Annotated in this window: 16 protein-coding genes and 3 rRNA genes; 16 read left to right on the top strand and 3 right to left on the bottom strand. The window is 65.6% G+C overall.

The features are described from left to right. Positions 1 to 21 precede the first annotated feature (21 nt). The 3 genes from QUE68_RS14820 (at position 22) to QUE68_RS14810 (ending at position 3,824) form a co-directional block, all read left to right on the top strand. Positions 22 to 2,994, top strand: a complete 2,973-nt coding sequence (locus tag QUE68_RS14820; protein ID WP_284235939.1) for an acyl-CoA synthetase — start codon at positions 22 to 24, stop codon at positions 2,992 to 2,994. Between the two features lie 118 nt (positions 2,995 to 3,112). Next, entirely contained in the window at positions 3,113 to 3,613 is a 501-nt protein-coding gene (locus tag QUE68_RS14815) for a hypothetical protein (protein ID WP_284235940.1), read from the top strand. 4 nt (positions 3,614 to 3,617) lie between these two features. After that, on the top strand, positions 3,618 to 3,824 hold the full coding sequence (locus QUE68_RS14810) for a Trm112 family protein (protein WP_284226790.1): 207 nt from the start codon (positions 3,618 to 3,620) through the stop codon (positions 3,822 to 3,824). Here QUE68_RS14810 and QUE68_RS14805 read toward each other — a convergent pair. The 3 genes from QUE68_RS14805 to QUE68_RS14795 are packed head-to-tail and all read right to left on the bottom strand — an operon-like array spanning position 3,821 to position 5,945. Further along, entirely contained in the window at positions 3,821 to 4,432 is a 612-nt protein-coding gene (locus QUE68_RS14805; RefSeq protein ID WP_284226789.1) for a TetR/AcrR family transcriptional regulator, read from the bottom strand. The genes QUE68_RS14810 and QUE68_RS14805 overlap by 4 nt on opposite strands. Then, positions 4,429 to 5,247: an ABC transporter permease gene (locus QUE68_RS14800; protein ID WP_284235941.1), complete on the bottom strand. Its 819-nt coding sequence runs from the start codon at positions 5,245 to 5,247 to the stop codon at positions 4,429 to 4,431. Before QUE68_RS14800 ends, QUE68_RS14805 begins: the two co-directional genes overlap by 4 nt. Continuing rightward, entirely contained in the window at positions 5,181 to 5,945 is a 765-nt protein-coding gene (locus QUE68_RS14795; protein WP_284226787.1) for an ABC transporter ATP-binding protein, read from the bottom strand. The genes QUE68_RS14800 and QUE68_RS14795 overlap by 67 nt, the downstream gene beginning before the upstream one ends. 3 nt (positions 5,946 to 5,948) lie before the next feature. On the opposite strand from QUE68_RS14795, the gene QUE68_RS14790 reads away from it, so the two are divergent. From QUE68_RS14790 to QUE68_RS14730, 13 genes are all read left to right on the top strand, one after another. Then, entirely contained in the window at positions 5,949 to 6,611 is a 663-nt protein-coding gene (locus QUE68_RS14790) for a DNA-3-methyladenine glycosylase (protein WP_284235942.1), read from the top strand. Positions 6,612 to 6,650: 39 nt separating this feature from the next. Next, complete coding sequence (gene tyrS, locus QUE68_RS14785) at positions 6,651 to 7,919, top strand: tyrosine--tRNA ligase (protein ID WP_284236229.1); 1,269 nt, start codon at positions 6,651 to 6,653, stop codon at positions 7,917 to 7,919. Positions 7,920 to 8,321: 402 nt separating this feature from the next. Beyond that, positions 8,322 to 9,841: ribosomal RNA gene (locus tag QUE68_RS14780) — 16S ribosomal RNA — on the top strand. Positions 9,842 to 10,225: 384 nt separating this feature from the next. Continuing rightward, positions 10,226 to 13,359 (top strand): 23S ribosomal RNA (locus QUE68_RS14775). Positions 13,360 to 13,485: 126 nt separating this feature from the next. Further along, a 5S ribosomal RNA gene (gene rrf / locus QUE68_RS14770) occupies positions 13,486 to 13,598 on the top strand. Together the 16S, 23S and 5S rRNA genes form the textbook arrangement of a ribosomal RNA operon. A 142-nt stretch (positions 13,599 to 13,740) precedes the next feature. Further along, on the top strand, positions 13,741 to 14,595 hold the full coding sequence (locus tag QUE68_RS14765) for a tetratricopeptide repeat protein (protein WP_284226784.1): 855 nt from the start codon (positions 13,741 to 13,743) through the stop codon (positions 14,593 to 14,595). After that, a complete protein-coding gene (locus tag QUE68_RS14760; protein ID WP_286275714.1) occupies positions 14,596 to 15,600 on the top strand; it encodes an HAD-IIA family hydrolase in 1,005 nt (334 codons plus the stop codon). 13 nt (positions 15,601 to 15,613) lie between these two features. After that, positions 15,614 to 15,781, top strand: a complete 168-nt coding sequence (locus QUE68_RS14755; protein ID WP_284226781.1) for a hypothetical protein — start codon at positions 15,614 to 15,616, stop codon at positions 15,779 to 15,781. A 6-nt stretch (positions 15,782 to 15,787) separates the two neighbouring features. Then, on the top strand, positions 15,788 to 16,594 hold the full coding sequence (locus tag QUE68_RS14750) for a TlyA family RNA methyltransferase (RefSeq protein ID WP_286275713.1): 807 nt from the start codon (positions 15,788 to 15,790) through the stop codon (positions 16,592 to 16,594). Next, positions 16,591 to 17,523 carry an NAD kinase gene (locus tag QUE68_RS14745; RefSeq protein ID WP_284226779.1) on the top strand — a complete coding sequence of 311 codons (933 nt, stop codon included), beginning with the start codon at positions 16,591 to 16,593 and terminating at the stop codon, positions 17,521 to 17,523. The genes QUE68_RS14750 and QUE68_RS14745 overlap by 4 nt, the downstream gene beginning before the upstream one ends. After that, positions 17,513 to 19,285, top strand: coding sequence for a DNA repair protein RecN (recN, locus tag QUE68_RS14740; protein ID WP_284226778.1), 1,773 nt, complete (start codon positions 17,513 to 17,515; stop codon positions 19,283 to 19,285). The genes QUE68_RS14745 and recN overlap by 11 nt, the downstream gene beginning before the upstream one ends. A gap of 93 nt (positions 19,286 to 19,378) precedes the next feature. Next, the gene (gene steA, locus QUE68_RS14735; protein WP_286275712.1) at positions 19,379 to 20,563 is read left to right on the top strand and encodes a putative cytokinetic ring protein SteA; all 1,185 of its coding nucleotides are present in this window, start codon (positions 19,379 to 19,381) and stop codon (positions 20,561 to 20,563) included. 31 nt (positions 20,564 to 20,594) lie between these two features. Next, complete coding sequence (locus tag QUE68_RS14730) at positions 20,595 to 21,536, top strand: copper transporter (RefSeq protein ID WP_286275711.1); 942 nt, start codon at positions 20,595 to 20,597, stop codon at positions 21,534 to 21,536. Positions 21,537 to 21,615 lie beyond the last annotated feature (79 nt).

Here is a 21,615-nt window from a genome sequence, read left to right as displayed (position 1 = left end):
GCACGAAAGGGGACGATCGTAGTGGACCTTTCGCCCATCACCGGGCCCGTGGGGCGTTTGGTGGCGACGGCACAGAACGGTCTCGAAGTCCTTCGGTACGGCGGCCTCGAGACCGGTGCGGTGCCCTCGCCCTTCCAGATCGTCGAGAGCGTCCCCATGTATCGGCTGCGCCGGTACTTTCCGCCCGACAGCAGGCCGGGCGCCACGCCGCCCGGTCCGCCGGTGCTGATGGTGCATCCGATGATGATGTCGGCCGACATGTGGGACGTCACCCGCGACGAGGGTGCGGTCGGCATCCTCCACGAGGCGGGTATCGACCCCTGGGTGATCGACTTCGGCTCGCCCGATCAGATCGAGGGCGGGATGCAGCGCAACCTCTCCGATCACATCATCGCCCTGAGCGAAGCCATCGACACGGTGAGGAAGATCACCGATCGGGACGTCCACGTGGCCGGCTACTCGCAGGGCGGGATGTTCGCCTACCAGACGGCCGCCTACCGACGGTCCAAGGATCTCGCGAGCATCGTCGCGTTCGGATCGCCCGTCGACACCCTGGCCGCCCTGCCCATGAACCTTCCCGCCGGATTGGCCGTCGGGGCGGCGGACTTCATGGCCGACCACGTCTTCAGTCGCCTCGACATCCCCGGCTGGCTGGCCCGCACGGGCTTTCAGCTGCTCGACCCGATCAAGACCGCCCAGTCGCGGGTGGACTTCGTCCGTCAGTTGCACGATCGCGAGGCCCTGCTGCCCCGCGAGCAGCAACGCCGATTCCTCGCCTCCGACGGCTACATCGCGTGGTCGGGCCCCGCCATCGCCGAGCTGCTCAAGCAGTTCATCTCCCACAACCGGATGATGAGCGGCGGCTTCGCGATTCGCGGCGAACTCGTCACGCTCAGTGACATCGAATGCCCCGTCCTCGCGGTCGTCGGTGAGGTCGACGACATCGGCCAGCCCGCCTCGGTGCGTGGCATCAAGCGGGCGTCACCGAGGGCTGACGTCTACGAATACCTCATCCGCTCAGGCCATTTCGGCCTCGTCGTCGGATCGAAGGCGGCTACGCAGACGTGGCCGACGGTGGCGGCGTGGGTGAAGTGGCTCACCGGCGACGGCGAGCAGCCCGCCGACGTCGTTCCGATGGCGTTGCAGCCCGAGCAGAGCAACGAGTCGGGCGTCGCACTGGGCGCCCGCCTCGTCCACGGGGCGGGTGCGGCGGCGGAGATGTCGTTCGGCGTGGCGCGCGCCGCGGCGGGCACGTTGCTGGCCGCCAACAAGTCAGCGCGTGCCCTGATCGCCGAGACCGCCCGCACCCTGCCGCGGTTGGCCCGCCTGGGTCAGGTCAACGACCACACCCGAATCTCGCTCGGGCGCATCATGACCGAGCAGGCGCGGGCGACCCCGGACGGCGAGTTCCTGCTGTTCGACGGGCGCGTGCACACCTACGAGGCGGTCGATCGCCGCATCAACAACGTCGTCCGAGGTCTCATCGACGTCGGCGTGCGGCAGGGCGCCCACGTGGGCGTGCTGATGGAGACCAGGCCCAGCGCGCTGGTCGCGATCGCTGCGCTGTCGCGACTCGGCGCGGTCGCCGTGCTGATGCCACCCGACGCCGACCTGACAGAGGCGGCCCGGCTCGGCTCGGTCTCCGACGTGATCGCCGATCCGCTTCACCTCGAGGCGGCCAAGAAGCTCCCGTTGCGGGTTCTGGTCCTCGGCGGCGGCGAGGCGCGCGACCTGGACCTCGGAGCCGATGATGACGTCGTCGACATGGAGAAGATCGACCCCGACGTCGTCGCGCTCCCCGGCTGGTATCGGCCCAACCCCGGCTACGCCAGGGACCTGGCCTACGTGGCCTTCGCGACGGTGGGCGGTGAGCTGGTCCCTCGTCAGATCACGAACTTCCGGTGGGCCCTCTCGGCCATCGGCACGGCGTCGGCGGCCAATCTTGGCTCTGGGGACACGGTGTACTGCCTGACTCCGCTGCATCATCAGTCCGGGCTTCTCGTCAGCCTGGGCGGCGCGGTGGTCGGCGGTACGCGCATCGCCTTGTCGCGGGGTCTGCGTCCAGACCGCTTCGTCCACGAGCTGCGGCAGTACGGCGTGACCGTGGTGTCCTACACGTGGGCGATGCTTCGCGAGGTGATCGACGACCCGGCGTTCATGCTCAACGGCGACCATCCGGTCCGGTTGTTCATCGGGTCCGGCATGCCGACCGGGCTGTGGAAGCGCGTCGAGGAGGAGTTCGCCCCAGCCCACATCGTCGAGTTCTTCGCCACCACCGACGGACAGGCCGTGCTGGCCAACGTCTCGGCTGCCAAGATCGGCAGTGAGGGCAGACCGCTGCCGGGTGGCGGACAGATCGCGCTCGCCGCGTATGACCCCGACGATGACCTCATCCTCGAAGACGACCGCGGCTTCGTCGCACTGGCGGGGACCAACGAGGTCGGCGTGCTGCTGGCCCACCCGCGAGGGCCCGTCGATCCGACGGCGTCGATCAAGCGTGGCGTGTTCGCACCCAACGACCTGTGGGTGTCGACGGAGTACCTGTTCCGACGCGACGAGGACGGCGACTACTGGCTGGTCGACAACCGGGGGACGGTCATCCGCACAGATCGCGGCCCGGTGTTCAGCGCTGCGGTCAACGACACCGTCGGACGTATCGGCGCGGTCGATCTGGCGGTGACGTATCGGGTGGCCGTCGGCGACCGCGAGCTCGCGGTGTCGGCGGTGGTGCTGAGGCCCGGGGGCAGCGTGCCGACGGCTGACCTGAACGAGGCGCTCGCCAGGCTGCCCGTGGGTGCGGCCCCGGACTTCGTCCACGTCGTGCCGGAGATGAAGCTGAGCGCGACGTACCGGCCGCTGCTCGGCCCGTTGCGGTCGGCCGGCATCCCGAAACCGTCCCGTCATGCCTGGTATCGCGACGCCGACACCGGAACCTACAAACGACTGACGGCTGCCGTGCGTGCCGAGATCACCCAGGCGGCACCCGAGGAGTGAGCAGAGTGAAACGAGTGACGCGCTGCCACGAGCTTTGGGCTTTGTTAGGCTCCAGCTGGCTGTGCGTGGCCACCCGGGTCGGGCCGGAGGCTCTTGGACGCTCGACGATGGAGGATTGATGGCTGTACGGACCGGCAAGAGTTTCGATTGGCGTCGCGCCGTGGCAGGAGCGATGGTTGGTGGCGCGTTGGCCACCGGGCTGGTGGTCGGCGCAGGTGCTGCTCCGGCGTGGGCCGACCCCGCGACCGATGATGTGACCGCCGCCCCGGAGATGACCGCCGATCAGGCTCTCGCCATCGTCGCCTCCGACTACGACATGGGCGCTGGTGGCGGGCAGTTGTCGACGCTGATTCACAAGGTCCTCAAGATGCGTCAGCAGGGGTATTACCCGTCGAGCGCGAACAAGGAGGCCATCGTGGCCGCGCTGGACAAGCGACCGAATCAGGCACCGCTGGTCGCCGCGCTCGAGTCGACCCTGACGTTCCAGCTGCGGCAGGCCGCGCGAGGCGGCGGCGGTGGTCCGGTGCTGAACCCGCCGACGATCGGCATCGGCGGCAGCGGGGGCAACGGGGCGATCGACCCCAATAACAGTGGCGGCATCAACATCCCGCTCGCCTGACGCCATGCTCGATCAACGTCTACGCAGCCTCCTGGTGTGCCCGCAGGATCGCGGGCCCCTACTCCTGATCGACGACGAAGCGCTATACAACCCGCGCTTGCGCCTGTTCTACCGAATCCAGGACGGTATCCCCGTCCTGCTGATCGACGAGGCCGTGACCATCAGCGACGACGCCGAACACGCGGCATTGATGGAACGCGCCGAACCCTAGGCGAATCCGGGCAGCTCGCCGGTGAGGTAGCGCTGAAGGTTGGGTGCGATGGTCTCGGCGATCTGCTCGACGGGTAGCGACTTGAACGGTTCGAGTTCGAGGATGTAGCGCGCCATCACGACGCCGACCAACTGCGACGCGACGAACTGCGCGCGGACCGCACCGGACCCCGGCGGATCATCGACGCGCGCACCCACTTCGACCGTGATCACGTCCTGTAGGAAGGACCGGATCAGGCTGACGTCATCGCCGGCCAGCAGTGACCTGATGGTCGCGATGAAGGCGGTCCCCATCTCGGAGTCCCACAGCGGCAGCAGCAACGAGGGCAACGTGATGCCGAGGTCCTCGAGCGGTACCTCGCGCAGCGGCCCGATGATCTGCATCGGATCGATGGGGATGTGTACGGCGGCGGCGAACAGTTGCTCCTTGGTGCCGAAGTAATGGTGGACCAGCGCCGGATCCACCTCGGAGGCCGTGGCGATCGCACGGATCGATGTATTGCCGATCCCGTTGCGGGCGAACAGTTCTCGCGCGTTGGTCAGAATCCGTTCGCGGGTGTCGGAGGTACCCGGCGGGCGGCCGGGGCGTTTGCGGCTCGACGCGGTCACGGCGTCCTGCGGCGCAGGGTGGCGGCCGCCAGCGCCATCGCTACGACCGCGAACGCGACGACGATCGCGATGTCACGCGCCGCTGTGGCCGTGAGCTCGGGATGGGCGCCCACCTCCTTCAGGGCCTCGAGCGCGTAACTGGCGGGGAGGGCGTTACTGATCCACTGCAGCCAGTCCGGCATCATGTCGCGCGGGACGATGATCCCGCACAGCAAAAGCTGCGGGGCGATCACCACGGGCATGAACTGGACGGCCTGAAACTCCGTGCGCGCGAACGCACTACACAGCAGCCCGAGCCCCACGCCGAGTACGGCGTTGATGATGGCGATGGCGAAGACCAGACCCGGGCTGCCCGCCGTGTCGAGCCCGAGCAGCCAGAAGGAGATCACGCATGCCAGCGTGGCCTGCGCTGCGGCGGCGATCGAGAACGCCGTCCCGTAGGCGGCCAGCAGGTCGAGCCGACGCAGGGGAGTGGTCAGGATCCGCTCCAAGGTTCCGGAGACGCGCTCGCGCTGCATCGTGATCGACGTGATCAGGAACATCACGATCAGCGGGAACACCCCGAGCATGATCAGGCACGCATTGTTGAACGGCGAAGGCGTGCCCGGGCGGTGCGGCACGCCGGAGAACATGAAGTACATCAACGTGATGATCAGCGCCGGAACGACGAGGATCATCGCGACGCTGCGGTGATCGCCCGCGAGCTGCCGCAGGATTCGCCCGGTGGTGGCCAGATAGGCCTGCGGGCTCAGCCGACCGCGGCTGCGGTGCTGTGCCGAATGACGGAGAGAAACGCTTCCTCCAGTGACTGACATCCCGTGTCCTCTCGCAATTTGGCAGGCGTCGTGTGTGCCAGCAGGCGTCCCTCCCGCAACAGCAGGAGGTCGCCGCAGTGGTCGGCTTCGTCCATGACGTGACTCGACACCAGCAGCGTCGTCCCGCTGCGGGCGAGGTGGTGGAACTGCTCCCACAGATCGATCCTGAGCAAGGGGTCCAGACCGACTGTCGGTTCGTCGAGCACCAGCAGGTCGGGGTGCGCCACCAGTGCGCACGCCAGGGATGCGCGGGTCCGCTGACCGCCGGAGAGGTTGCCGCACAACGCCGTTCGGTGGTCATTGAGCCCGACCCCGTTGACGGCCTCGTCCGCCGCCTGCGCGTTGGAGCCGTACAGCGACGCGAAGTAGCGCACGTTGTCGATGACGCGGAGATCTTCGTAGATGGTGGCGTCCTGCGTCACGTACCCGACGCGGTGCCGCAACTCGGCGGAGCCGGCGGGCCGCCCGAGCACGGTGACGGTTCCGCTGGCGATGATCTGGGTGCCGACGATGCTCCGGATCAGCGTGCTCTTGCCGCATCCGGACGGGCCGAGGACGCCGGTGATCGTCCCGGGGGCGATGTGCAGGGTGACGTCGTCGAGAGCTGGGCGCTTGCCGCGGACGACGGTCAGATGCTCGACGGAGACGGCGGGTTCGACGTGTCGGCGGATTAATTCATCGTGCGATGAAGTCATCATGCGATGAATATCCTCCCCGGCGCACCGCGAGTCAAGGGCGGCGGGCAGAATCACCCCGTGAGCGCGGAACGGTTGACCACCGACCCCGTGTCGGCCGCCCGATTGCTGGTCGGGGCGGTGCTGACCGGCCGTGGAGCGTCTGCGGTGGTCGTCGAGGTCGAGGCGTACGGCGGACCGCCGGACGAGCCGTGGCCGGACGCGGCCGCTCATTCGTTTCGCGGCCGTGGCGGACGCAACGCCGTCATGTTCGGACCCCCGGGCCGGATGTACACCTACCGTAGCCACGGCATCCACGTCTGCGCCAACGTCGTGTGCGGCGCCGATGGCGTGGCCGCCGCAGTGCTCCTCCGCGCCGCGGTGGTCACGGACGGATTCGACGCCGCCCACGCCCGCCGCGGTCCGGTGACCACGAAGGCGTTGGCGCGCGGTCCCGGCAATCTGTGCTCGGCGCTCGGAATCACCATGGACGACAACGGGATCGACCTCTTCGACGCCGACGGGCCCATCACTCTCGAACTGTCCGCCATCGGACCCGTCACCAGTGGGCCGCGGGTCGGGGTGAGCAAGGCCGCCGACCGGCCGTGGCGGTTCTGGCTTGCCGAGTGCCCGGAGGTCTCGTCCTACCGCAGGAGTCCGCGGGCACCCGCGCCGGGCGGGAGCGACTGATGCGCAAGGATTGACCCCGTGACTTCCCAGGGCGCCGGCATCCTCGACGAACTGGACTGGCGCGGCTTGATTGCGCAGTCCACCGACCGCGAGGCCCTCACCGCTGCGACGCAGCCGGGCCCGCTGACGGTCTATGCCGGATTCGACCCGACGGCGCCGAGCCTGCACGCCGGAAACCTGGTGCCGCTGCTGGCGCTGCGGCGGTTCCAGCGGGCGGGGCACCGACCGATCGTGCTGGCCGGCGGCGCCACCGGCATGATCGGCGATCCCCGCGACGCCGGCGAACGCAGCCTGAACACGGTCGACATCGTCGCCGACTGGGCCGACCGCATCCGGGGTCAACTGGAGCGGTTCGTCGACTTCGACGACTCACCCACCGGCGCGATCGTCGAGAACAACCTGACCTGGACGTCGCAGCTCTCGGCCATCGAGTTCCTGCGCGACGTCGGCAAACACTTCTCGGTCAACGTGATGCTCGACCGGGACACGATCCGCCGACGCCTCGACGGCGAAGGCATCTCCTACACGGAGTTCAGCTACATGTTGTTGCAGGCCAACGACTACGTCGAGCTGCATCAACGGCACGGATGTGCCCTCCAGATCGGCGGCTCCGATCAGTGGGGCAACATCATCGCCGGCGTACGACTGGTCCGTCAGAGAGTGGGCGCGACGGTGCACGCGCTGACGGTTCCGCTGGTCACGGCCGCCGACGGGACGAAGTTCGGCAAGTCCACCGGAGGCGGGAGTCTGTGGCTCGACCCGCAGATGACCAGCCCGTACGCCTGGTACCAGTACTTCGTGAACACCGCCGATGCCGACGTCGTCCGGTATCTGCGCTGGTTCACGTTCCTCTCGGCCGACGAACTCGGCGAGCTCGAGACCGCGACGACAGAACGACCGCACGAACGGGCTGCGCAGCGACGACTCGCCCAGGAGTTCACGACCCTGGTGCATGGCCACGCCGCCACCGATGCCGTCGAACTGGCCAGCCGGGCGCTGTTCGGTCGCGGTGAGCTGGCAGAACTCGACGAACCCACGCTCGCCGCCGCGCTGCGCGAGACGTCGGTCGCCACACTGCCTGCCGGAGGTCCCGACGCGATCGGCGACCTACTGGTTGCCTCTGGGCTCTCGAAGAGCAAGGGGGAGGCGCGGCGCACCCTGTCCGAGGGCGGCGTCTACGTCAACAACGTCCGCATCGAGGGCGATGACTGGGCTCCCCAGCCCGCCGACTTCCTCCACGGCAAGTGGCTCGTCCTGCGGCGCGGGAAGCGCAACGTGGCAGGGGTTGAGCGCACTCTCAAGGCCTGAACTTGTGTCCGCCACGTATTCTACCTGCGCATTTGACTCTCCGTTATCCGGCACGTAACTTATGGAGGTCGCCGCGACCCGGTCAAGCCGAGGAGCGCGACGGCATCACCGAGGAAGACCTGCCCGGATACGAGCGGTCTTCCAACCGCCCGCACGACTAGCACGCGGCGAAAGCCGCGGGGTAGATGCGCGGTCGGGCGAGGATGCCGAGGTGTGTTGTTTGAGAACTCAATAGTGTGTTTGGTGGTTTTTGTTTGTTGTTTTTGGCTGCCTGTGGTGGGGGACTCCTCGTCTTCCTTTTTTCATGGGTGGTTTTGTTTTTTTGCCAGTTTTGACTGGTTGCTTGGTCAGGCTTGTTCTGATTCGGATTCCACCTGTCCCCTTTGTGGGGTGGGTTGTTTTTGTTTGGAGAGTTTGATTCTGGCTCAGGACGAACGCTGGCGGCGTGCTTAACACATGCAAGTCGAACGGAAAGGCCCTTCGGGGTACTCGAGTGGCGAACGGGTGAGTAACACGTGGGTGATCTGCCCTGCACTTCGGGATAAGCCTGGGAAACTGGGTCTAATACCGGATATGACCTCAGGATGCATGTCTTGTGGTGGAAAGCTTTTGCGGTGTGGGATGGGCCCGCGGCCTATCAGCTTGTTGGTGGGGTCACGGCCTACCAAGGCGACGACGGGTAGCCGGCCTGAGAGGGTGTCCGGCCACACTGGGACTGAGATACGGCCCAGACTCCTACGGGAGGCAGCAGTGGGGAATATTGCACAATGGGCGCAAGCCTGATGCAGCGACGCCGCGTGAGGGACGACGGCCTTCGGGTTGTAAACCTCTTTCAGCACAGACGAAGCGCAAGTGACGGTATGTGCAGAAGAAGGACCGGCCAACTACGTGCCAGCAGCCGCGGTAATACGTAGGGTCCGAGCGTTGTCCGGAATTACTGGGCGTAAAGAGCTCGTAGGTGGTTTGTCGCGTTGTTCGTGAAAACTCACAGCTCAACTGTGGGCGTGCGGGCGATACGGGCAGACTGGAGTACTGCAGGGGAGACTGGAATTCCTGGTGTAGCGGTGGAATGCGCAGATATCAGGAGGAACACCGGTGGCGAAGGCGGGTCTCTGGGCAGTAACTGACGCTGAGGAGCGAAAGCGTGGGGAGCGAACAGGATTAGATACCCTGGTAGTCCACGCCGTAAACGGTGGGTACTAGGTGTGGGTTTCCTTCCTTGGGATCCGTGCCGTAGCTAACGCATTAAGTACCCCGCCTGGGGAGTACGGCCGCAAGGCTAAAACTCAAAGAAATTGACGGGGGCCCGCACAAGCGGCGGAGCATGTGGATTAATTCGATGCAACGCGAAGAACCTTACCTGGGTTTGACATGCACAGGACGTATTCAGAGATGGGTATTCCCTTGTGGCCTGTGTGCAGGTGGTGCATGGCTGTCGTCAGCTCGTGTCGTGAGATGTTGGGTTAAGTCCCGCAACGAGCGCAACCCCTATCTTATGTTGCCAGCGCGTCATGGCGGGGACTCGTAAGAGACTGCCGGGGTCAACTCGGAGGAAGGTGGGGATGACGTCAAGTCATCATGCCCCTTATGTCCAGGGCTTCACACATGCTACAATGGCCGGTACAAAGGGCTGCGAATCCGCGAGGTGGAGCGAATCCCTTGAAAGCCGGTCTCAGTTCGGATCGGGGTCTGCAACTCGACCCCGTGAAGTTGGAGTCGCTAGTAATCGCAGATCAGCAACGCTGCGGTGAATACGTTCCCGGGCCTTGTACACACCGCCCGTCACGTCATGAAAGTCGGTAACACCCGAAGCCGGTGGCCTAACCCCTCGTGGGAGGGAGCCGTCGAAGGTGGGATCGGCGATTGGGACGAAGTCGTAACAAGGTAGCCGTACCGGAAGGTGCGGCTGGATCACCTCCTTTCTAAGGAGCACCACGAGTTTCGGGCCGGCCCGCATGTCGCGGATCACCGTGTCCCGGACGAATCGTGAGATGGCCGGCGCCTGTAGTGGGCGCGGGTCTGGTGCACATGACGAACGTCAAAAACCTGCTGGCTTCGATTCGTCGAGGTGGGTGGGATCATCAAACACACTGTTGGGCTTTGAGACAACAGGCCCGTTCTTCCCTGGCCACTGCGTGTGGTGGGAGGCGTGTTGTTGCCCCAGGTTTTGGTGGTGGGGTGTGGTGTTTGATTCGTGGATAGTGGTTGCGAGCATCAACTCGCAGCAGTGCGGGCTGCCTTCGGGTGGTCTGTCGTGTTGTGGGTTGTTGTGGTGTAATTTCGATTTTTGACAATTGGTTTTTGTGTTGTAAGTGTTTAAGGGCGCATGGTGGATGCCTTGGCATCAGAGGCCGATGAAGGACGTAGGAGGCTGCGATAAGCCTCGGGGAGCTGTCAACCGAGCGTTGATCCGAGGATGTCCGAATGGGGAAACCCAGCACGAGTGATGTCGTGTTACCCGTATCTGAATTCATAGGGTGCGGGAGGTAACGCGGGGAAGTGAAACATCTCAGTACCCGTAGGAAGAGAAAACAATAGTGATTCCGTGAGTAGTGGCGAGCGAAAGCGGAGGATGGCTAAACCGTATGCATGTGATACCGGGTAGGGGTTGTGTGTGCGGGGTTGTGGGACCCATATTTCTAGGACTACCTTCCTGGAGGGCAGTAAGAAAGTGTCGTGGTTAGCGGAAGTGGTCTTGGGATGGCCTGCCGTAGACGGTGAGAGCCCGGTACGTGAAAACCCGACGCCTGCCTTGTGTGGTGTTCCCGAGTAGCAGCGGGCCCGTGAAATCTGCTGTGAATCTGCCGAGACCACTCGGTAAGCCTGAATACCTTCTGATGACCGATAGCGGATTAGTACCGTGAGGGAATGGTGAAAAGTACCCCGGGAGGGGAGTGAAATAGTACCTGAAACCGTGTGCCTACAAGCCGTCAGAGCCCTCTCCTAGAGTGGGGTGATGGCGTGCCTTTTGAAGAATGAGCCTGCGAGTCAGGGACATGTCGCGAGGTTAACCCGTGTGGGGTAGCCGCAGCGAAAGCGAGTCTGAATAGGGCGTATCCACACAACAGTGTGTGGTGTAGTGGTGTGTTCTGGACCCGAAGCGGAGTGATCTACCCATGGCCAGGGTGAAGCAGCAGTAAGATGTTGTGGAGGCCCGAACCCACTTAGGTTGAAGACTGAGGGGATGAGTTGTGGGTAGGGGTGAAAGGCCAATCAAACTCCGTGATAGCTGGTTCTCCCCGAAATGCATTTAGGTGCAGCGTTGCATGGTTCTTGCCGGAGGTAGAGCTACTGGATGGCCGATGGGCCCTAAAAGGTTACTGACGTCAGCCAAACTCCGAATGCCGGTAAGGCAACAGTGTGGCAGTGAGACGGCGGGGGATAAGCTCCGTGCGTCGAGAGGGAAACAGCCCAGATCGCCGACTAAGGCCCCTAAGCGTGTGCTAAGTGGAAAAGGATGTGCAGTCGCGAAGACAACCAGGAGGTTGGCTTAGAAGCAGCCACCCTTGAAAGAGTGCGTAATAGCTCACTGGTCAAGTGATTGTGCGCCGATAATGTAGCGGGGCTCAAGCACACCGCCGAAGTCGCGGCAACGAGTACACCTTCGGGTGTGACGTTGGGTAGGGGAGCGTCCTGCACACCGGTGAAGCCACCTAGTGATGGTGTGGTGGAGGGTGTGGGAGTGAGAATGCAGGCATGAGTAGCGATAAGGCAAGTGAGAACCTTGCCCGCCGAAAGACCAAGGGTTCCTGGGCCAGGCCAGTCCGCCCAGGGTGAGTCGGGACCTAAGGCGAGGCCGACAGGCGTAGTCGATGGACAACGGGTTGATATTCCCGTACCCGTGTGTGCGCGCCCGTGACGAATCAGTTCTGCTAACCGCCCAAAAGGTGGTTCATCAATCCCTTCGGGGGGCGAGGACCGCTGGCTGCGCGGGACCCGAGTTGGTAGTAGTCAAGCGACGGGGTGACGCAGGAAGGTAGCCGTACCAGTCAGTGGTAATACTGGGGCAAGCCCGTAGGACGAACGATAGGCAAATCCGTCGTTCACGTAGTCCGAGAGGTGATGCATAGCCGAGTGAGGCGAATTCGGTGATCCTATGCTGCCAAGAAAAGCCTCTAGCGAGTGCTCACACGGCCCGTACCCCAAACCGACACAGGTGGTCAGGTAGAGAATACCAAGGCGTACGAGTGAACTATGGTTAAGGAACTCGGCAAAATACCCCCGTAACTTCGGGAGAAGGGGGACCCCTTACTGTCATGGCACTTGCTGCCGGCAGCGGTGGGGGGTCGCAGAAACCAGTGAGAAGCGACTGTTTACTAAAAACACAGGTCCGTGCGAAGTCGCAAGACGATGTATACGGACTGACGCCTGCCCGGTGCTGGAAGGTTAAGAGGACCGGTTAACCCGTAAGGGTGAAGCTGAGAATTTAAGCCCCAGTAAACGGCGGTGGTAACTATAACCATCCTAAGGTAGCGAAATTCCTTGTCGGGTAAGTTCCGACCTGCACGAATGGCGTAACGACTTCTCAACTGTCTCAACCATAGACTCGGCGAAATTGCACTACGAGTAAAGATGCTCGTTACGCGCGGCAGGACGAAAAGACCCCGGGACCTTCACTACAACTTGGTATTGGAGTTCGTTACGGTTTGTGTAGGATAGGTGGGAGACTGTGAAACCGATACGCCAGTATTGGTGGAGTCGTTGTTGAAATACCACTCTGATCGTATTGGGCTTCTAACTTCGAACCGTATATCCGGTTCAGGGACAGTGCCTGGTGGGTAGTTTAACTGGGGCGGTTGCCTCCAAAAAAGTAACGGAGGCGCCCAAAGGTTCCCTCAACCTGGACGGCAATCAGGTGTTGAGTGCAAGTGCACAAGGGAGCTTGACTGCGAGACGTACATGTCGAGCAGGGACGAAAGTCGGGACTAGTGATCCGGCACCCCCGAGTGGAAGGGGTGTCGCTCAACGGATAAAAGGTACCCCGGGGATAACAGGCTGATCTTCCCCAAGAGTCCATATCGACGGGATGGTTTGGCACCTCGATGTCGGCTCGTCGCATCCTGGGGCTGGAGCAGGTCCCAAGGGTTGGGCTGTTCGCCCATTAAAGCGGCACGCGAGCTGGGTTTAGAACGTCGTGAGACAGTTCGGTCTCTATCCGCCGCGCGCGTCAGAAACTTGAGGAAACCTGTCCCTAGTACGAGAGGACCGGGACGGACGAACCTCTGGTCTACCAGTTGTCCCACCAGGGGCACGGCTGGATAGCTACGTTCGGACAGGATAACCGCTGAAAGCATCTAAGCGGGAAACCTCTTCCAAGACCAGGTTTCTCACCCATTCAGTGGGATAAGGCCCCCCGCAGACCACGGGATCGATAGACCAGACCTAGAAACCCCGCAAGGGGCGCAGGGAACTGGCACTAACCGGCCGAAAACTTACACACACCCAAAAGAGCCAATTGGCCAGGAATCGTGTAACACCACACTGACCTCGCAACCACACCATGTTCACGAAACGAACAGACCACACCCCACCACCAAATAACACGGGGCTGAAAATAAAATAGAGTTACGGCGGCAACAGCGGTAGGGAAACGCCCGGACCCATTCCGAACCCGGAAGCTAAGCCTACCAGCGCCAATGATACTAACCATACGGTTGGAAAAGTAGGACACCGCCGAACACCCTTTAAGAATCACCCCCCACGTTCGCGTGGGGGGTGATTCTCTTTTAAGCGACGGTGCCATTCAATTGGGCATCAATCGCGTGTATTCGATTGTCGCCGTATCCTTTTACGAGACGACGAGTAGAACGGGAAGGCACACGTGGCCCAGGACACGCAACGCGGCGGCGACGAGCGAAGGCCGCCGCGTCCGCCCAGCGCCGGCGCGCCTCGACGGGGTGCCGCGGATCCTCGACGGGGTGCCGGTTCCAGTGATCGCCGAGGTGCCCCACGTTCGTCGGGGCCCGACCGTGGGCGTCCCAGACCACCGCGCTCCGACGATGCTCGATCGGACAAGGACGCACCACCCATCCCCGCCGATGTCGAGGCCAAGCAGCTAGCGCCCGACGTTCGCGGCGAGTTGATGACCCTCGACAAGGCAACCGCCGACTACGTGGCCAAACATCTGGTCGCGGCCGGCGATCTCCTCGAGGTCGATCCCGAGCTGGCGCTGAAGCACGCGCAGGCGGCACGGACGCGGTCCGGTCGCATCGCCGCCGTGCGGGAGGCCGTCGGCATCGCCGCGTACCACTGTGGCGATTGGGCGCAGGCACTCTCGGAGTTCCGGGCAGCCCGACGCATGGGCAGCAAGTCGCCACTCCTGCCGCTCATCGCCGACTGCGAGCGTGGCGTCGGCCGTCCGCAGCGGGCGATCGACCTGTCGCGCACCCCCGAGGCAGAGGAGCTGACCGGCGACGACGCCGACGAACTGCGGATCGTCGTCGCGGGCGCACGCTCCGATCTCGGCCAGCTCGAACAAGCCCTCGCGGCCCTCTCCACACCCGCGCTGTACCCCGAGCGGACCGGGCTCACCGCCACACGACTCTTCTACGCCTACGCCGATATCCTTCTGACACTGGGCCGCAATGACGAGGCTCTGCAATGGTTCATCAACGCCGAGGCGGCCGACGTCGACGGCGTGACCGACGCCGACGAGCGGATCACGGAGCTCAGCTGAGTGACGACACTTGCGCAAGAACACGACTGCCTGCTGCTCGACCTCGACGGGACCGTGTTCCGGGGACAGCAGCCCACCGAGGGCTCCGTCGAGACCCTGGCGACGATCGAGGCCCGCACGCTGTTCGTCACGAACAACGCGTCCCGCGGGCCGGACGAGGTCGCGAAGAACCTCGTCGCGATGGGATTCGCCGCCGCGCCTGAGGACGTCGTCACCAGCGCGCAGAGTGCCGCGCGACTGCTAGCCACTCAAATCGCCTCCGGCTCAAGCGTTTTGGTGATCGGTACAGAGTCGCTGGCCGACGAGGTTCGCAAGGTCGGTCTGCGGCCCGTGCGCAAATTCGCCGACAAGCCCGCGGCTGTGGTGCAGGGCCACTCACCGGAGACCGGGTGGGCCGACCTCGCCGAGGCCGCGCTGGCCATCCGCGACGGCGCGCTGTGGGTAGCGGCGAATGTCGACCGCACCCTGCCGTCCGAACTCGGTCTGCTGCCTGGCAACGGGTCCATGGTCGCTGCGTTGGAGACCGCGACCGACCAGAGACCACAGGTGGCGGGCAAGCCGCAGCCACCACTGCTCCTCGATGCGCTCGCCCGCGACGAGTTCGAGCGTCCGCTGGTGATCGGCGACCGCATCGACACCGACATCTCCGGCGCCAACGCCACCGGTTTGCCGAGCTTGCTGGTGCTCACCGGTGTCAGCACGGTCGTGGACATGCTGCACGCAGACGCCGCCGAACGGCCCACCTACCTGGCCGACGATCTGCGATCGCTGTACGCCGAGAGCAGCACGCTGCGCGTCGGACCGCATCCCGCGTGGCGCGTCGAGGTCGGCCTGCAGGAGGCCACCGTGCACTCGACGGGAAGCGAGCCCGAGAACGCGCTGAGCGTCGTACGCGCGCTCGCCAACACCGTGTGGGGCTCGAGCCTGGACGGCGTGCAATTCGCCGTCCGCGCGGGCGACGACACGGCGCGGGAGGCGCTGCACCGCTGGTCGCTGATCCGATAGCGTGAACGTCGAGATGACGACCGATCCCGACCAGATCCGCGCTCGCGTTGCGGCACTGCTCGCCGAGCTGCCCGACCCGAATGCCGAGGACGCCGCCCACGTCGACGTGGAGACCATCGCGTCGCGCCTCGAAGAGGCACACGATCTGCTGGTTCGGGCGCTGGAATCCGTCGAGAGGTAAGCACACGTGACTCGGCGCGCTCGTGTTGATGCCGAGCTGGTCCGGCGTGGCCTGGCGCGGTCGCGCCAGCAGGCGGCGGAGCTGATCGGCGCCGGCCGCGTCAGCATCGACGGCTTGCCGGCCGCCAAGCCCGCGACGGCCGTGAGCCTCGACGCCAAGCTCACCGTGACCACCGACGAACGCAGCTGGGTGTCGCGCGGCGCGCACAAGCTCATCGGCGCGCTGGACGCGTTCGGTGTGACGGCCGACGGCCGCCGATGCCTGGATGCCGGTGCGTCGACCGGCGGCTTCACCGAGGTGCTCCTGGATCGTGGCGCGCGCGAGGTCGTCGCGGCCGACGTCGGCTACGGCCAGCTGGCGTGGTCGTTGCGGTCCGATGACCGGGTGGTCGTCATGGAGCGCACCAACGTCCGCGCCTTGACCGCCGAGGCCATCGGCGGACCGGTCGACCTGGTGGTCGCCGACCTGTCGTTCATCTCGCTGGCGACGGTGTTGCCTGCGCTGGTGTCCTGCGCGTCGGCGGACGCGGATATCGTTCCCATGGTGAAACCACAGTTCGAAGTGGGCAAGGACCGCGTCGGACCGGGTGGCGTCGTATCGGATCCAGCGATCAGGGCCGACGCGGTGCTCTCGGTGGCGCGGCGGGCCGCCGACCTCGGCTGGCATCCTGTCGACGTCACCTCCAGTCCGCTGCCGGGCCCATCCGGGAACGTCGAGTTCTTCCTCCGCCTTCGCGCCACCACCGACAGTCCCCTCCGGGGCGAGTCACTGGAGGATGCCGTGCGCCGAGCCATCGAAGAAGGGCCCCAATGACCGGCGAACGCCAGGTTCTGCTCGTCGTGCACACCGGTCGTGACGAGGCCACCGACACCGCCCGCCGCGTAGAGAAGGTGCTGACCGAGCACGGCATCGGGCTGAAGGTGCTCGCCGCCGAGCAGGTGGACCATCAGCCGTTCTATTCCGGTGCCGCCGACATCAGCGCGCTCGGGACCGACATCCACGTCGTCGACGCCGACGAACACGCCGCCGAGGGGTGCGAGCTGGTGCTCGTCCTCGGCGGCGACGGCACCTTCCTGCGTGCCGCCGAGCTCGCGCGCAACGTCGAGATCCCGGTGCTGGGGGTCAACCTCGGCCGCATCGGATTCCTCGCCGAAGCCGAGGCCGGCGCCATCGACACCGTGCTCGACCAGGTGGTCACCCGCAACTACCGCGTCGAGGAGCGGATGACGCTCGACATCGTGGTGCGCGTGGACGGCCAGATCACGCAGCGCGGGTGGGCGCTGAACGAGGCCAGCCTCGAGAAGGGGCCGCGGCTGGGCGTGCTGGGCGTGGTGCTCGAGGTCGACGGCCGCCCGGTCTCGGCGTTCGGGTGCGACGGCGTGCTGGTCTCGACGCCGACCGGGTCCACGGCGTACGCGTTCTCGGCGGGCGGACCCATTCTGTGGCCCGACCTCGAGTCGATCCTGGTGGTCCCCAACAATGCGCACGCCCTGTTCGCGCGGCCGATGGTGACCAGTCCGGACGCGTCGATCGCGATCGAGGTCGAGTCCACCGGCTACGACGCGATGGTGTTCTGCGACGGTCGTCGCGAAATGGTGGTGCCCGCCGGCGGACGCCTCGAGGTCACCCGCTGCGGCACGCCGCTGAAGTGGATCCGCCTGGACAGCGCACCGTTCACCGACCGACTGGTACGCAAGTTCCAGTTGCCCGTCACCGGCTGGCGGGGGCAAAGTGCTCGCTGAGATCCGCATCCAGGAACTCGGCGCGATCAGGACTGCCACCGCCGAGTTCGACCGTGGGCTCACCGTCCTGACCGGGGAGACCGGCGCGGGCAAGACGATGGTCGTGACCGGCCTGCACCTCCTCGGCGGGGCGCGCGCCGACGCCAGCCGGGTCCGGTCGGGTTCGGAGCGCGCCGTCGTCGAGGGTCGCTTCACCACCACCGAGCTCGCCGGAACGGTCGCCGAGCGCGTGGACGAGATCCTGGACTCCTCGGGGGCGGACCGCGACGACGACGGCAGCGTCATCGCCGCGCGCTCGGTGAGCCGGGACGGTCCGTCGCGGGCATACCTCGGCGGTCGAAGTGTGCCTGCGAAGTCGCTGAGCACCTTCACCACCGAACTCCTTGCGCTGCATGGTCAGAACGATCAGCTGCGGTTGATGCGGTCCGATGAACAGCGTTCCGCACTCGACCGATTCGCCGACGTCGAGTCGCCGTTGGCGCGCTATCGGGCGCTGCGCGACGAGTGGCTGACGCTGCGGCGCGACCTAATCGACCGCCGGCAACGGGCCCGCGAACTGGCGCTGGAGGCCGACCGCCTGCAATTCGGTCTCGACGAGATCGACGCCGTCGCGCCGCAGCTCGGCGAGGACGACGCGCTGGTGGCCGATATTCGCCGGCTGTCCGAGCTGGATGCCCTGCGCGACGCGGCCCAGACGGCGCGGGTGGCACTGTCCGGTGACCTCGACGAGCCCGCCCAGGGCGCGGTGTCGGCGATCGACTGGATCGGTCAGGCCAAGGCCGCGCTGCAGGCGACCGACGACTCGGCACTGCGTGCGCTGGGGGACCGGCTCGGTGAGGTTCTGGCAATCTCCGCTGACGTGTCGACCGAGCTGGGTGACTACCTGGCCGAATTACCAAGTGATGCAAGCACTCTGGAGGGCAAGCTGTCGCGGCAGGGCGAGCTGCGCAACCTCACCCGCAAATACGCCGCCGACGTCGACGGTGTGTTGGCGTGGGCCCTGGACGCCCGCTCCCGGTTGGCCCAGCTCGACGTCTCCGAAGAGGCTCTGACCGGACTGCAGCGACGGGTCGACGAACTCGAGGGCAAGGTGGTGGCCGCGGCGGCCGACGTCACGAAGGTACGCACCAAGGCCGCCAAGGCGATGTCGAAGGCGGTCACCGCGGAGCTGGCCGGACTGGCGATGTCGGGGGCCGGATTCAGCATCGGGGTGGGCCCTCTGCTGGCACGGGCCGACGACTCCGCCCCTCTGAAACTGTCGTCCGGTGAGGCGGTCCATGCCGGGCATGACGGCGTCGACGCCGTCGAGTTCGGCTTCACGCCGCACACCGGATCCGACGTGTTGCCGCTGGCCAAGAGTGCATCGGGAGGCGAGCTGTCCCGGGTGATGCTGGCGCTCGAGGTGGTACTGGCCGCGTCGGCAGAGGGTACGACGATGGTGTTCGACGAGGTGGATGCCGGCGTCGGCGGTCGGGCCGCGGTGCAGATCGGACGCCGCCTGGCCCGCCTGGCCCGCACCCACCAGGTCATCGTCGTCACGCACCTACCGCAGGTGGCCGCCTACGCCGACGTCCACCTCGTCGTCGACAGCAGCAGCGGCAAGGGCAAGTCCAGCGAGGTGCGACGCCTCGACGATGACGACAGGGTCGGCGAGCTGGCCCGGATGCTGGCGGGACTCGGCGAGTCGGACAGCGGTCGCGCCCACGCGCGCGAACTGCTCGAATCCGCGCAACGGGAATCCGAGACCCAAACGCCCGCCTGATCGTGTTGCGGATGTGACGGAATGTAACTTCTGAGGCTGGTGTTACGGCGCGCCTCCACCTCAACTTGAGGGTTGGCCGACAGAATCCCCACCATGAAGATGTCAGCGTTGCTCTCGCGTAATGCCGGTTCACGACCCGGGGTGTCCGGCACGGCCCGCGTCGATCGCGACATCGACCGGCTGCTGCGACGGGTCGGACCCGGTGACGTCGTCGTCATGGATGCCCTCGACCTCGACCGCATCACCGCCGATGCACTGGTCGAAGCGAACGTCGCCGCCGTGGTCAACGCGTCGCCGTCCATCTCCGGTCGTTACCCGAACCTGGGCCCCGAGGTGTTGGTGGCCAACGGCGTCATGCTGATCGACGAGGCGGGCCCCGAGGTCTTCAAGAAGATCAAGGACGGTGCCAAGGTCCGGCTGTACAACGGCGGCGTGTACTCCGGTGACCGCCGCCTCGCGGTAGGCACCGAGCGCACCGACGAAGAGATCCGCGACCTCATGCACGAGGCGAAGAGCGGTCTGGTCGCGCACCTGGAAGCGTTCGCGGGCAACACCATCGAGTTCATCCGCAGCGAGAGCCCGCTGCTGATCGACGGCATGGGCATCCCGGACATCGACATCGATCTGCACCGCCGACACGTCGTGATCGTCGCCGACGAGGCCGACGCCGCCGAGGACCTCAAGGCGCTCAAGCCGTTCATCAAGGAGTATCAGCCGGTGCTGGTCGGCGTCGGCGCAGGCGCGGACGTGCTGCGCAAGGCGGGTCATCGCCCGGCGCTGATCGTCGGCGATCCCGAGGAGATGAGCGTCGAGGTACTGCGGTCCGGCGCCCAGGTGGTGCTGCCTGCCGACGCCGATGGGCACGCCAAGGGCCTCGAACGCATTCAGGACCTCGGTGTGGGCGCGATGACGTTCCCCGCCGCCGGGTCGGCCGCCGACCTGGCGATGCTGCTCTGCGACCACCACGGCGCGTCGCTGATCGTCACCGCCGGCCACAAGGCCAGCATCGAGGAGTTCTTCGATCGCACCCGTCAGCAGAGCAACCCGTCGACGTTCCTGACCCGTCTCAAGGTCGGCGAGAAGTTGGTCGACGCCAAGGCCGTCGCCACGCTCTACCGCAGCCGGGTGTCCGGCGGGGCGATCGCCCTGCTGGTGCTCGCGATGCTGATCGCCGTCATCGCGGCCCTGTGGGTGTCGCGGGCGGATGCCGTCGTCATCGAATGGGTGACGCAGTACTGGAATCAGTTCTCCCTGTGGGTGCAGGGCCTGGTCACCTGACCCTCAGCTCGTCACTTCTGTCGGAGGTTTCGTGATTTCCCTACGCTCGCATGCCATCTCGCTGGCCGCCGTCTTCCTGGCGCTGGCGATCGGCGTGGCCCTGGGGTCCGGTCTGTTGTCCAACACGCTCCTCGCGGGTCTCAAGGACGACAAGACCCAGATGCAGAATCAGATCAACGGGCTGACCGACGAGAAGAACGTCCTCAACGAGAAGCTCGGGGCGGCAGGCGAGTTCGATGCGCAGATGTCACCGCGCATCCTGCGCGACGCGTTGAAGGGCAAGTCGGTGGTGATGTTCCGCACCCCGGATGCCGCCGACGACGACGTCGACGCGATGTCACGGCTGATCGGTGACGCCGGCGGCGCGGTGACGGGCACCATCGCCCTGACACAGGAATTCGTCGACGCCAACTCCTCGGAAAAGCTGCTGTCCGTGGTGAATTCGCCGATCGTGCCGGCCGGTCGACAGCTGAGCACCACGTCGGTCGACCAGGGTTCGCAGGCGGGTGACCTGCTCGGCATCGCGATGTTGACCGGCAGGGACCCGGCCGCCCCGGCCGTCGACGACCCCCAGCGCGACGCGGTGCTGACGGCCCTGCGCGACACCGGCTTCCTCACCTACGGCACGGAACGGATCGGCGCGGCGGATACGGCGCTCGTGGTCACCGGCGGCGGCTTGGCCGACGACGCGGGCAACCAGGGTGCGACCGTCGCACGATTCGCGGCGGGTCTGGCACCGCACGGCGCCGGCACGCTCATCGCGGGGCGTGACGGCTCGGCCACCGGGACGGGTGCCGTTGCGGTGGTCCGGTCGGACGCCGGCCTCGCCGATGCGGTGAGCACCGTCGACGACGTCGACAGTCCGTCCGGTCGCATCACCGCGGTGCTGGCACTGCAGGAGATGACCGATGGTGGTCGCCCCGGGCAGTACGGCATCGGCCGTGGCGCCGCGTCGGTCACCGTCGCCCAGTAGACCGGCGCGTCAGCGACGACTTGTCGGTGTCGGTGTTAGGGTGAATTTCCGTGGGTCGGCAGGCCCCCAGCCATTCGCC

It is taken from the genome of Mycolicibacterium sp. TUM20985, assembly GCF_030295745.1.
Taxonomy (GTDB): Bacteria; Actinomycetota; Actinomycetes; order Mycobacteriales; family Mycobacteriaceae; genus Mycobacterium.
Note: the sequence above shows the minus strand (reverse complement) of the source record. Positions and strands in the feature narration are given on the sequence as shown.